General features: G+C 61.6%; 9 protein-coding genes. 3 read left to right on the top strand and 6 right to left on the bottom strand.

Annotation, left to right across the window (positions count from 1 at the left end; translation table 11 throughout):
* Positions 1-78 precede the first annotated feature (78 nt).
* Both AB8E48_RS07370 and AB8E48_RS07365 read right to left on the bottom strand, forming a co-directional pair.
* The gene (locus tag AB8E48_RS07370; protein WP_368886271.1) at positions 79-1,617 is read right to left on the bottom strand and encodes a glycosyltransferase 87 family protein; all 1,539 of its coding nucleotides are present in this window, start codon (positions 1,615-1,617) and stop codon (positions 79-81) included.
* Positions 1,618-1,646: 29 nt separating this feature from the next.
* On the bottom strand, positions 1,647-3,035 hold the full coding sequence (locus AB8E48_RS07365; protein ID WP_368886270.1) for a glycosyltransferase family 87 protein: 1,389 nt from the start codon (positions 3,033-3,035) through the stop codon (positions 1,647-1,649).
* Positions 3,036-3,360: 325 nt separating this feature from the next.
* On the opposite strand from AB8E48_RS07365, the gene AB8E48_RS07360 reads away from it, so the two are divergent.
* Positions 3,361-6,261 (top strand): multicopper oxidase domain-containing protein, encoded by a 2,901-nt coding sequence (locus AB8E48_RS07360; protein WP_368886269.1) that lies wholly within the window; start codon positions 3,361-3,363, stop codon positions 6,259-6,261.
* Between the two features lie 230 nt (positions 6,262-6,491).
* A complete protein-coding gene (locus AB8E48_RS07355) occupies positions 6,492-7,388 on the top strand; it encodes a lytic transglycosylase domain-containing protein (protein ID WP_368886268.1) in 897 nt (298 codons plus the stop codon).
* A gap of 189 nt (positions 7,389-7,577) precedes the next feature.
* On the opposite strand, the gene AB8E48_RS07350 is transcribed toward AB8E48_RS07355, so the two are convergent.
* A complete protein-coding gene (locus tag AB8E48_RS07350) occupies positions 7,578-8,789 on the bottom strand; it encodes a cytochrome P450 (protein WP_005509049.1) in 1,212 nt (403 codons plus the stop codon).
* A gap of 229 nt (positions 8,790-9,018) precedes the next feature.
* Complete coding sequence (locus AB8E48_RS07345; protein ID WP_368886267.1) at positions 9,019-9,312, bottom strand: type II toxin-antitoxin system RelE/ParE family toxin; 294 nt, start codon at positions 9,310-9,312, stop codon at positions 9,019-9,021.
* Between the two features lie 176 nt (positions 9,313-9,488).
* Between AB8E48_RS07345 and AB8E48_RS07340 the strand changes: the two genes are divergently transcribed.
* Positions 9,489-9,770 (top strand): type II toxin-antitoxin system prevent-host-death family antitoxin, encoded by a 282-nt coding sequence (locus tag AB8E48_RS07340; protein ID WP_005509047.1) that lies wholly within the window; start codon positions 9,489-9,491, stop codon positions 9,768-9,770.
* Positions 9,771-9,854: 84 nt separating this feature from the next.
* On the opposite strand, the gene AB8E48_RS07335 is transcribed toward AB8E48_RS07340, so the two are convergent.
* The gene (locus AB8E48_RS07335; RefSeq protein WP_368886266.1) at positions 9,855-11,297 is read right to left on the bottom strand and encodes a sugar porter family MFS transporter; all 1,443 of its coding nucleotides are present in this window, start codon (positions 11,295-11,297) and stop codon (positions 9,855-9,857) included.
* 224 nt (positions 11,298-11,521) lie between these two features.
* The gene (locus AB8E48_RS07330) at positions 11,522-12,523 is read right to left on the bottom strand and encodes an aldo/keto reductase (protein ID WP_368886265.1); all 1,002 of its coding nucleotides are present in this window, start codon (positions 12,521-12,523) and stop codon (positions 11,522-11,524) included.
* Positions 12,524-12,625: the final 102 nt, after the last annotated feature.

The raw sequence follows: 12,625 nt of genomic DNA, 5'->3' as shown, positions 1-12,625 counted from the left end.
TGATGGGTGCGGGGGATAACTTTATGCCGGTAGTTATTGCCGAGTGGGTTTTACGCCCTGTTAGAGGCGCCCACCGCCTTAGCGGGAGTACTTCGCCTCCGCCAGTTCGGCACCTGCGGCGCGTGCCGCACGTTCCACCAGCTGACGATTCGCCAGGTACACGAAGAACGTCACCAGGATGAACAGGTACATGAACTGGTACGGCATGGTGCCCGCCATCAGGCCCAGGGAGCCTTCCGGCACCATCAGAATCTGATCCGAGGTGAAGTGCGGGGAGAACGCCAGCACAATCCAGAACGGCGAAATGTACATGCCCACCAGCGCCGCGGTCGCCAAAATAACAGCCAGCGTTAAGACGAAGGAGCTGACCCGCTGGTACATGAGCGGGAAGATTTCCATGACCATGGCGGCGAGCATCAGCGGGTACCAGGTGTTGTGGTGCGACCAGCTAATCGGCGAAATCTGTAGCATCATGAACGCGGTCAGCGCCAGCTGCGCCATGAGCGCGCGGGCACGAATCAGCGGAACCAGCAGAACCGCCGTGACGAGCACAATCAGCAGGGTCAGCGCCACCTGTACCACGGACAGCGCGGTCGCCGTCAGGTGATGCTGCAGGCCGGCGTGGGTCAGCGTGCCCATAATCGACACGTTATCGAAGTAGCTGAACCAGCCCACACGCGAAGTATCATGCACCGCGTGGAACCAGAACGTCAGCGACTCCTCACGAATCACCAGGAAGCCGATACCCACGGTCGCGGCGAAGCTCGCGCCCAGGGTCGCAATGCCCTTCCAGTCCTTACGCATGAGCAGCAGCAGACCGAACGCGAGCGGGGTCAGCTTAATACCCGCCGCAATACCGAGCAGCACGCCGCGCGGCACGCGGGTTGCCGGGCGCATAAAATCGGCAAGAATCAGCATCAGAATGATGGCGTTAATCTGCCCAAAATGCGTGGTCAAACGCCACGGGCCGCACATCCAAATCAGTGCCGCAATCAGCGACACCATACCCCAATGACCCACGTACTTCTGCAGCGGCAGACGCCACGAGCGGCTACGCGCGTAAGAGTACAGCAGGTACGCGCACCAGTAGCTGAGTGCGCAAATGATGGAGGTAATCAGCAGCATGCTCTGCGGCTCGGTGAGGAACGCGAGCGGATAGAAGAGCAACGCCGCAAAGGGCGGGTACGTAAACGGCAGGCCGCGCGTGCGGAAGGTGTAGAGCTGGTAGCCGTCCGGGCCGTCCGCCAGGGAGACAGCGCCCAGGCGGTACACGTAAATATCGTCAGCCGCCGCGTGCGTCACGTAGTCGAAGGCGTAGAGGGCAACCAGGATGAACAGCAGGTGCGCCCAGAGAGCGCCGCTACGCATGCCGGGGATGCGGTCAAAGAAGCCGGGACGCGCAGGCTTTGCGGGCTCTATAGCGGTTTCTTCGGCGGCGGCTTCCTTTGCCGCTTTTTCCGCGGTGGTTGCTGGAGTCTCGGCTACCTCTGCGGCAGGCTCTACAGCGTTCTCAACAGACGGCGCGGATTCAGCAACAGGAGCCGAAGCCCACGGAATCGTAGGGGCTACCGCCTCGGTCTTCTCTGCAGTCTTCGCGGTGTTCTTATCAGTATTCACAGGGGTCTTTTCTAGTTCCTTTTCGCGGCTCACGCGGTTGCCTCACGGGAAGCGGCGGCACGCACAGACTCGGCGCTCTCGGCGACCAGGGCGCGAGCGCCCCACCAGCCCAGCGGTGCGTCGCTACGCACGGAGCCGTACTGCACGGGCTCAACCTTCGCGCCACGCACCGGCGCGGTCAGCGCGGCAATAGACCAGAGCGTCATCGTCACCCACAGGCAGAACGCCGGGATAGCCGACACCGCCAACGCGCCAGGAGCCAGGTGCTCCAAACCATCAACGCTACCGTGGAACCAGGACGCAATCTTAATCGGCGAAATGTACAGACCCAGCACCGCAACCACCGCGAACACGGTCGCCGTCACGCGCAGCCACGCAGGCTGAACCGCAAAATAGGTCGGGAACGCATCCATAATGAACACGAACGCCAGCAGGGGCAGCAGCACGTTGTGGTGCGACCAGCTAATCGGCGACAGCGCCACCATCAGGGAGGCGGTCACCGCCACCTGCGCCAGCGCGGCACCGCGGCGTTCCAGCTGGTACAGCAGCGCTGCGGTCAGCACAATCGTGACCAGCGCCAGGGCGTAGTAGATGGGCTTCACGGCGCCCTCAGAGACGCCGAAGTGCAGTAGCCAGCCCTGAATCGAGACGTTATCCACAAAGTTCAGGCCGCCCACGCGCGAGGGGTTCGTCAGCGCGGAGAACCAGAATTCCGGTGCGTCCTTAGGCATCAGAATGAAGCCCAGCGCAATGGTGCCGAAGAAGGTCGCCCCCAGGGTCGCGATGCCCTTCCAGTCGCGGCGGACCAGCAGAATCAGACCGAACACGAGCGGGGTCAGCTTCACGCCGCCCGCAATACCAATCAGCACGCCGCGCGGCACGCGGGTCGCCGGGCGCACAAAATCGGCAAGAATCAGCGCCGTAATGAACGGGTTAATCTGAATCAAATCCAGGGTACGCTGCCACGGGCCCGCCGAAACCACCAGAATAGTCAGCACCGCAATCGTGCCGGCACGACCGAAATACTGCTGCAGGGGCAGTTCACGGCCGCGCGCATTCACGTAGTTGTAAATGATCGTGGAAATCCACCACGCCACCACAGCCGAACCGACCACCATAATGACCTTGCCGACCTCCAGGGGCAGGAACGCGAACGGCAAGAACAGCATCGCCGCAAACGGCGGGTACGTGAACGGCGGCTTGATGACGCCGTGATCGTTCAGGGTCGGGGAGTACAGGTCCTGGGTGAAGCCCTCGTTATCGAAAATGGTCATCGCGCCCAGGCGGTAGATGGAGAAATCCATACCGCTGAAGGGGTTGGTGAGCATTTTGACGACGTATCCACCGCCAATGATGAGGATGAGTGCCGCAATGGCGATTTTTCCCCACACGGGGGTAGTGGAATCAGTCCTTGTCACGAGGTGCTTGTCCTTACCTTGGTGCCGGCGGATGCGCGCGCAGGATGGGCGGGCATCTGATTTTGGAATCCTAATAGTTTATCGCGCGCACCTGTGAAGGATGCATCGGGGAGAAGAATCCCAGAAGCAGATTCGCTCGGGTACGTAATCGGGTGCGCAAGCAGAACTATCACGCTACAAGCCGCCTTCATATGCACGTAATGTCTTCAAAATTGGTACTAACCGGGCAATATAATGGGCTTATTGGCACCCGCCCCAACGCAGGGGCTGACGGTGCCCCGCACACCGACGTCCACGAACAACCAGCAGTGAAAGCAGTGATCACGTGAGTGAACATCTCGGCACCCCACCCGAAGGCGAGAACACGAGCGGCAAGCCCGCAGGCGCGAACGTCTCCGGAGGCGGCTCCTCCGGCCTGAGCATCGGCATGCGTCCCGCTGAGGCGCCCGGCGCGAACCTCACCCCCGAAGAGATTGCACGCCGCGCATCCGGTCGCGGTACGTGGCACCGCCGCGCCTCCAAGCCGGTCTCGCACTGGATGTTTACCCTTATCGCCGTGCTTCTGCTGCATAAGTTCATCCCGAATAGCGGCTGGCTGATGGTGCACATTGTCACCCTCGGCCTGATTACGAACTCGATTCTGATTTGGTCGCAGCACTTCACCGAAGCACTCATGAAGATCAAAATCCCGGACGAGCACCGCGGCACCCAGGTGCGCCGCATCTTCATTCTGAACGCCGGTATTCTCGTGCTCATGATCGGCATGGTCGGTCAGCTGAGCGTGCCCGGACTCTACGCTGCCACGGTGGTAGGTGCGCTCATTGTCGGTTCGATGGTCGCTTGGCACGGCATCTACCTGCTGAAGCAGGTGCGTCAGGCTCTGCCGTCGCGATTCGGTGTGACCATTCGCTTCTACATTGTTGCGGCACTCATGTTGCCCCTCGGTGCGGCATTTGGCGGCATGATTGCCTACCCGGACCTGTCCGGCACCCTGCATTCGCAGTTCCTGCTCGCGCACGAGGCGGTGAACGTGCTCGGCTTCGTCGGCATTACCGCGGTGGGCACACTGGTGACGTTCTGGCCGACCATGTTGCGCACGAAGATGGTCGATAAGGCGCTCACCCACAGCCTGCGTGCCCTGTACCTGATGTGCGGCGGCCTGGTATTAACCCTTGTCGGCGCGATTTTTGGAATGCGTCCGCTCGCTGCCGCGGGTCTGGTCGTCTACCTGGTTGGCCTGCTCATTGTCGCCTGGGTGATGGTGCGTACCCTGCAAACCAAGCGCCCGAACGAGTACCCGCCGATGAGCGTCGGTATGGGCTTCCTCTGGCTGATTGTTGGTGTAGCGGCGACCGCGTACATGGTGGCAACCACCCCCTTCGCGCAGCTGGACATGCGCGCCGTCACCCCCATCTTCGTGGTCGGCTTCCTGCTACAGCTGCTGCTCGGCGCAATGAGCTACCTGCTACCTCAGCGTATGGGCGGCGGCCCGGCGGTGGTGCGTGCCTCCAATAAGGAGTTCAGCCGTTTCGCGGCGGCACGCGTGACCGCCGTGAACCTGGCGCTCGTTATCTTCATGATGCCCGGCTCCGTGGTCGGTCAGTCCATTAAGATTGCCGTCGCTATCGTGGGTGCGCTGGCGCTCATCGCGTTCATTCCGCTGATGGTGCGCGGCGTGAAGGCGTCCGTGAACACCCGCAAGGAAATGATGGCGGCACGAGCCCGCGGAGAGAAGCCCGTCTTCACCCCGGAGGCGCTCACCCCCGAACCCGTCCCGCACGCCAAGCAGAGCTTCCAGGCGGCACTCGCGGTGGCTATGGCGTTCCTGCTGGGCTTTGCGGTGAACCCGTCCGCGCTGAACCTGCCGTCGGTTTCTTCGTCGGGTTCCGTGGCTGCGACCGGCCAGACCACCACCGTGCAGGTGAAGGCGACCAGCAACTACCGCTTCACCCCCGCCGAGGTGGAGGTGCCCGCCGGTAACCGCCTGGTCGTCGAGGTCACCAACGACGATCAGGGCATGACCCACGACCTGACCTTCGACAACGGCGTGACCACCGGCACCATCAACCCCGGCGAAACGAAGACCGTTGATGCCGGCGTCATTACCGCCGATCAGGAAGGCTACTGCTCCGTGGCGGGTCACCGCTCCCTGGGCATGGTGTTCAAGGTGAAGGCGACCGGCGCCTCCGCAAATCAGGTGGCGCAGGGCGGCCACAACCACGGTTCTACGGGCACCCACAACCATGCTGCGTCGGGTAACACCCCGACCCTCATGACCGTGGCAAACAGCAAGATCGACATGTCCGCAGCACCCGGCAGCGGCTACAAGTACCGCGACCCGAACATCCCGGCACCGAACACCGCCGAGCAGGTGAACGGCAAGACCGTCCGCAAGGTCACCCTGGACGTGCAGGAAGTCGACCGCGAAGTAGCGCCCGGCGTGACCGTCCACATGTGGACGTTCAACGGGCAGAACATGGCACCGATTCTGCACGGCAAGGTCGGCGATATTTTTGAAATTACACTCGTCAACAACGGCACGATGGGCCACTCGCTCGACTTCCACGCGGGCATGGTGTCCCCCGATAACACGATGAAGACCATCGCCCCCGGTGAGCGTCTCGTCTACCGTTTTGAGGCGAAGGCCGCCGGTATCTGGCTGTACCACTGCGGTACCGCCCCGTTGAGCCTGCACATGACTCAGGGTATGTACGGCGCGGTCATTATCGACCCTGCCGACCTTGACCCGGTCGATCACGAGTACGTGATGGTTCAGGGCGAGGCGTACCTGCACGACACCGGCAAGACCGCCTCCGACGGCAACAAGCTGGCGGAGAACTCGCCGGAGCTGATCGCGGCGGGCACCCCCACGCTGACCATGTTCAACGGCCACGCAACCCAGTACAAGGCTAAGCCGCTGCAGGTGAAGAAGGGCGAGCGTATCCGTGTTTGGGTGATGGCTGCTGGCCCGAACCATGGCACGAGCTTCCACGTGGTCGGTTCGCAGTTCGACACGGTCTACAAGGAGGGCGGCTACCTGATGCGCCGCGGCGCGGATGCGTTCGGTAGCCGTGACGGCCACAGTCAGGCACTCGATTTGGCGCCCGCCCAGGGCGGCTTCGTGGAGATGCAGTTCTTGGAGTCCGGCACCTACGTGTTCGTGAATCACTCCTTCTCGGAGATGGAGCGCGGTGCCGCCGGCAAGATCGTGGTCACTGACCGCTAATAGCCTGTAGCTAATAGCTCGTACAGGGCGCTTCTAACGCCCCGTGAGAGACTGGTGAGAGATTGACCCCGCCCGGTGCATCCTGTGAATGGATGCACCGGGCGGGGTCTTTCTGTACCGTCTTTCTACGCCCGCACAGAACCTCGCGGAGGTTGCGGCAAACTATGCTTTTAGCCTCATGGGCGAACTTTTCTTAGCCAGGAGAGGGGGTGGTGCGCTAGTCTATAGGAATGGCAGATAGCACTTCGGGCGCCCCTTCCGAGCGTAACGCTACGAGCGCCTCCAACCACACTTCCGCTTCTGCGGATGAACAGACTTCTCCTCGGCAGCGTAAAGCTTTCCCGCTTCGCTTTCTCGCCGGGGCACTCGCGCATTGGCAGATTCTTGCCTCTGCGGTTCTTTTGGGTGGCGGTGTTGCCGGTCTGGCAGCCACCTATGACGACTATTGCGGTATGACGGAGCTTTCGTATGCTCCGGCGGCTCTCCGATCCGATTTTGAGCAGGGCTCTAAGGTCTCTGGTTTCCGTCCCGGCGTGCTGGCGGCGCAGATTGAGACTGAGAGCCACTGGCGTGTGGGTGTTGTGTCCCACCAGGGCGCTAAGGGTATTGCGCAGTTCACTGATGATGCGTGGAGCGGCGGCCACTATAGCTTCGGTAATGGCGGTAATGTTCTGAACCCGCACGATGCGATTGCGGCGCAGGCACGCTACCTGGCTGAGTTGCGTACTCGTTTGGCAAAGTACGCCTCCAATGAGGATGAGCTGCAGGATGTGGTTCTCGCCGGTTATAACGCGGGTCCGGGTTCTGTGGAGAAGTACGGCGGTGTTCCCCCGTATGAGGAGACTCAGAATTATGTGAAGTCGATTCGCGAGCTGGCGAATTCGAAGTACAAGCTGACTTGTTCCCCCGAGTACCAGTTCAAGCAGGCGAAGTTGAGCTTCGTAAATGGTGTGACTCCGGCGATGGCTGGTGTTCATGCGGATGGTACGCCGTTGTCTCCGGAAGAGTCGGCATCGGCTGCGGCAGAGGCATCTGCTTCAGCTTCTGCGAGCGCTTCGGCTCGTCCGTCTGCGAGCGGTTCTGCGGAATCTTCGACGAAGCCTTCGGCGACGAGCTCGGGCCGCTAGGTTCAGCTTTTTTGGCTATTCCACTAGGCTATATAGCCGTCTGGGAATATTCCGTTTTACCGATAAGTGCGCGGCTAATACGAGCCACCACTCCCCTACTATTCACTCTTATATTTACTCTTAACAGCGCGAGGCGCCGACCCCCATTCTTGGGGTTCGGCGCCTCGCGCTTTTACGGCTAGAGCGTGCCTAGTTGAAGATGGCGCGCACGACCGAGTAGCCGGAGACCGGGTACACGGCGTTCACGGTTGCGGGCTTCTCGCTCTCGTCCGCAATCTCGATGGACTCGGTGCCGCGCAGCAGCTCCTCGAGCAGGATGCGCAGCTCCAGACGTGCCAGAGGCGCACCGGGGCAGACGTGGATGCCGTCGCCGTACACGAGGTTGCGGGACTGGTCGCGGTGCGGGTTGTAGGTGAGGGCGTCTTCGAAGGCGTCCTCGTCGCGGTTTGCGCTTGCCCAGTTGATGGTCACGCGGGAGCCGGCGGGCAGGGTGCGGCCGCCGAGTTCGGTGTCCTGAGTGGTGATGCGGCGGTTGGTGACGAGGGTGTCCTCGAGTCGCATGATTTCTTCGACGGCAAGGGCGATTTCGCTGCGGTCGTCGAGGGCGTTGCCGTCGGCGAGGGATGCGCGCAGGCGGTCCTGTTCGGCGCGGTTGCGTGCCAGGAAGTTGACGAACACGCCCACGGTTGCGGAGACGGTGGACAGCTCGCCCACGGTCCAGTTGCGGATGAGGCTGACGATCTCTTCGTCGGTCATGGTGCGGGGCTCTTCGCCGGGCAGCTGCACGGTGTCGGTGAGCAGTTCGGCGGTGACGTCCTTGGGGTTGCCGGCTGCGGCGTCCTCGCGACGTTCGTCGAGCAGCTGGCGGATGTAGCCGTCGAATTCGAGGGCAACCTTCGCGATTTCTTCGCGGTCGCGGCGCAGGGTGGCGACGCGGTTCTTCTCGATCCACTCGGTGAGGGGCTGTTCGAGGCATGCGGGCCAGCCCATGAAGGCGTTCTGTACGCGCATTGCGTATGCCTGGCCGAAGCCCTGCATGACGTCTACTTCTTCGCCGCGGGGCAGTTCTGCGATGAGGGTTTTCACGGCGTCACGGATGACGGGTGCGAACTTTTCGAGGCGTTCGGGGGTGAAGTACTTGTCGTTAACGGCACGGAAGGTGGTGTGTTCGGGGGCGTCCATGCCGTTGGGGACGGCGATGTGGCGGGTGGAGACGACGTTGGAGTAGATTTCGGGGTGGTCGAGTACGTGCTGTACGTCGGCGTTTTTGAAGACGGAGTAGCCCATGAATTCGTCGTGGGCGACGGGGCAACGGCGGCGCATTGCGTCGTAGGCAGCTACCTGGTCCTTCTGGACCTCTTCGCTTCGGAGGTCCCAGTCGTTGTGTACGTTCTCAGTCATTGTTCACCCGTGTTCGTTATAGAGTTGTGGCGTGCTGGATGCGGGCGTCCGGGCGATGCGTAGAGTACCGTATAGGGCAGGGCCGGGCGTGCATTTCAGCACGTGAGTCCATTACTTGTTCTTTGACCGTATCACTTATGGGTTGGTGGCGCAGGGTAGGGGTTCCTTGCTTCTCATTCAACGAACAGCACGGTCGGGGCAGCACTACAACCCATCACGCTGACTCACTCTATAGGCCGCGGTAGACTTCTCGCCGATGACCGACCCGGAAGATCTCAACAACGACCGCACCGTTATCAATGGTGTACAGGATGCGGTAATTTCCTACTCGCGCCCTGTACCCTTCTTCGCCCTGTAGCTTCTTGACTCCCGCCATATAGGGGTCATCGCCAAGGGACCGGAGGCAGGCGATAATTTTCTCGAAGACTGCCCGGTCTTCTCGTTGGATTTTCTTCAGTTCTTTCGCTGCTTTGCGCGTCAATTCGACCCGGTACGCGGGGTTTGAGAGATGGTTTGCAGTCATCTGCATCCTTCAGGCAGAGCTTTAAATCTTAACCTCAACCTTAGCAGAAAAAGTGTACACTTTTTACATACTTTACATTGTAGTACTATATAAACTATATAAAGTAGCCCCCTGGCTGGAACCTACACAGGAACTATCCTCGGAGCTAACGCATAAATCCCAGAAAGGAACCAGTCATGACTGTCACCACTCACCGGACTCGTTCCAATGTCACGACTCTTAAAGAACTCCGCGACAACCTCGGAACCAAAGTCAACGAAGCCGTGTTCTCCGGCGAACGTCCGCTCATCAGCCGCAACGGAAAGACTGTTGCCGCGCTCATCTCCTACGAAGATTTGAAGCTACTTGAAGAGTACGAAGAGCTCCTCGACATTGAGGCTCTGCGCAAGGCACGCGCCGAAGATGACGGCTACCGCATCGGCCTTGACGAGTTCCTCGCAGAGAACCCTGCAGACTAATCTCTCAACGCATATTGCAAGGCGGGCGGCACCTCCACCGGGGAGGGGCCGCCCGCCTCATTCTTGTCTAAAATCCCGCTGGGTCTAGTGCTTGCGCGCGAAGGGGTAGGCGCTGCCGTCCATCACGCCGCGCTCCACCTGCTCCAGGCTCACACCGCGAGTCTCCGGCAGGTTGCGGAACATCAGCAGCGCAATAATCACGTTCACCACGGCAAAGCCGATGAAGGAGCCAGTCAGACCGACCGCACCCAGGATCATGGGGAACGCCAGCGACAGCGCACCGTTCATCATCCAGCCGCTAAACGCCGAGATTCCCATGCCCGCCGCACGCACACGCAGCGGGAACAGCTCACTCATAATCACCCAGGTCGACACGTTCAGGCAGGTCTGCATCGCGCCCACAAAGCAGACGATGAGCACCAGCAGAATCCAGGGACGCGCCGCATTATCGGCGGGTAGCAGCATGGATGCGCCCGCAATCAGCACGTGGAAAAACGCGGTCGAACTATAGCCGGTAATAACCATGACTCGGCGCGGCACACGCTCCATCAGACGCAGCGACAGGATGGAGCCGAGCACCGCAATCGTACCCGGCGCAATGTTCGCAATGAGCGCCGCGGATTCGCTGAAACCAGCTTCCTTGAGCACCTTAATGCCGTAGTACATGATCGAGTTGATGCCGGTCAGCTGCTGGCCCGCACCGACCAGAATACCGACGAGCAGGATGCGCACGAACCAGCCGCGCACGCCCACGCTTTCCTTACCCGCCGCATTGTTCTGGGTGGTCGCCTCCGCCTGCAGGGTGCGTTCAATGTCGGCAATCTCAGCCTCGGCACGCTCGGCGGAGCGGATGCGCTTCATCACCTCAAGCGCCTGCGCACGCTTGCCGACGCGCAGCAGCCAGCGCGGCGACTCGGGCACTCGCAGCATGCCGACGAACAGACCGATGGCGGGCAGGGTGCAGATGGCGAACATCCACCGCCACACGCCGTCGTGCTCACCCCACAGGTTGCCGATAAGGGCGTTCACGATGAACGCGGCAAGCTGACCGCCCACGACCATGAGTTCGTTGCGACCCGAGAGGGAGCCGCGAATTTCGTAGGGTGCGAGCTCTGCGAGGAATACGGGCACCACGGCGGAGGCGCCGCCGACCGCCAGGCCGAGCAGGGTGCGCCCGGTGATGAGTACGGCGACGTTGGGCGCAAACACGCAGGTCAGGGCACCAATGAAGAAGATGGTGGAGAGCCCAATGATGGTGGTTCGGCGGCCGAACCGGTCAGAGATGCGGCCGCATCCGAGCGCGCCGATAGCGGCGGCGAAGGCGAGCGACCCGGTGACCCACCCTTGGGCGGTGGAGTCCATGCCGAGTTCGCGGCTCATGGGTTCGAGCGCGCCGTTGATTACTCCGGTGTCGTAGCCGAAGAGCAGACCGCCGAAGGTGGCGATGAGTGCAATGATGCCGAGGTATCGGCTGTGCGTCCCGGTGCCCAGTGGGGGCAGGGTGGAGGCGGTGCTCTGTGCGCTCATGGTGTCCTTTGATGCCGAGGGGTTAGGGGAGAGTACACCGACATTGGTGGTTCTTCAGCACTGTCAGTGGGCTAGGTGAGGTGCGTCAGGTTAGACGCACCTCACCTAATCCTAGCGAAAACGTTCGGCGGGTGATATTTATTTCTCCCCGCGCCTATTTTTCAGCGTATATTACGGCCAACATATGCGACCGCCTGAGTGCCCCTTTGAGAGGGAGCCGGAGTTTAGAACAGCGCGATCTTCTCGGGTGCCGGGAAGATGGCGTCCAGGGCGGCGAGGTCCTCGGCGTCGAAGCGCAGGCAGGCTGCCTGTGCGTTGGCGTGCACCTGCTCGGCGCTGGTTGCACCGGCGATGACGGAGGTGACCGGCGACTGCTGTGCGAGCCAGGAGAACGCCGCCTGCACCTCGGTGATGCCGCGTTCGGTGCAGAAGGTGTGGAAGGCTTCGAGCTGGTCCCAGTTGGCGGCGTCGAGCACGTTCTTCTTGGAGTGGGACAGGCGCGAGCCGGCGGGAATGGTGTCGCGGCGGTACTTGCCGGTCAGCAGGCCGTTAGCGAGCGGGAAGTACGGCAGCACACCCATGCCGAAGTGCCGTGCGGCGGGCAGGATTTCGAGTTCTGCACGGCGGTCGAGCAGGTTGTAGTGGTTTTCTGCGGCAATGAACCGTTCAGTGCCGAGTTCGTGGGCGCAGTGTTCGGCGTGGGCGAGCTGCCAGCCGGAGAAGTTGGAGTGGCCCAGGTAGCGGACCTTACCGTCGCGTACGAGCTGGTCGAGGGCGCTGAGGGTTTCTTCGATGGGGGTGTTGGGGTCGGGGCTGTGGTAGAAGTACAGGTCGATGTAGTCGGTGCCGAGGCGGCGGAGGGACCCTTCGACGGCGCGCATGATGTAGCGGCGGGATCCGCGGGCGTTGCGGTCGTTGCCGTTGAGGTCGCCGACGGGCAGACCGAATTTGGTGACGATGGTCAGTTCGTCGCGGTCGAGGCCGAGCTGGGTGAGGGCGGTGCCGAACATGGTTTCGGAGAGGCCGGGTTCGGCGCCGTAGAGGTCGGCGATGTCGAAGAAGCTGATGCCGGCGTCGACTGCGGCGGCGATGACTTCGTTGGTGCCTTCTTGGGTGCGGGTGGGGGTGCCGGGGCGGCCGAGGTTGTTGCAGCCGATGCCGACGCTGGGTACGACGAGACCGGAGTTGCCGAGCCTGCGGTAGACGGGAGATTCGATACGTTCCATGTTTTAACTCTACGTTGTGCGGGTATGTTGCGAGGTTATTTCCCTTCCAGTTGGGAGGCGAAGAGCTTCCTGAAGCGTGATGTGGGGTCGGTGGTTAGGTCT

The organism is Rothia mucilaginosa (assembly GCF_964211445.1).
GTDB classification, from domain to species: domain Bacteria; phylum Actinomycetota; class Actinomycetes; order Actinomycetales; family Micrococcaceae; genus Rothia; species Rothia mucilaginosa_E.
The sequence above is the reverse complement of the archived record's forward strand: the minus strand, read 5'-3'. Positions and strand labels throughout refer to the sequence as shown.

Excerpts from the sequence above, each read along its gene's own strand:
- AB8E48_RS07355 (WP_368886268.1), top strand. The coding sequence starts at position 6,492 with ATGGCAGATAGCACTTCGGGCGCCCCTTCCGAGCGTAACGCTACGAGC.
- AB8E48_RS07350 (WP_005509049.1), bottom strand. The coding sequence starts at position 8,789 with ATGACTGAGAACGTACACAACGACTGGGACCTCCGAAGCGAAGAGGTC.
- AB8E48_RS07340 (WP_005509047.1), top strand. The coding sequence starts at position 9,489 with ATGACTGTCACCACTCACCGGACTCGTTCCAATGTCACGACTCTTAAA.
- AB8E48_RS07345 (WP_368886267.1), bottom strand. The coding sequence starts at position 9,312 with ATGACTGCAAACCATCTCTCAAACCCCGCGTACCGGGTCGAATTGACG.
- AB8E48_RS07330 (WP_368886265.1), bottom strand. The coding sequence starts at position 12,523 with ATGGAACGTATCGAATCTCCCGTCTACCGCAGGCTCGGCAACTCCGGT.
- AB8E48_RS07335 (WP_368886266.1), bottom strand. The coding sequence starts at position 11,297 with ATGAGCGCACAGAGCACCGCCTCCACCCTGCCCCCACTGGGCACCGGG.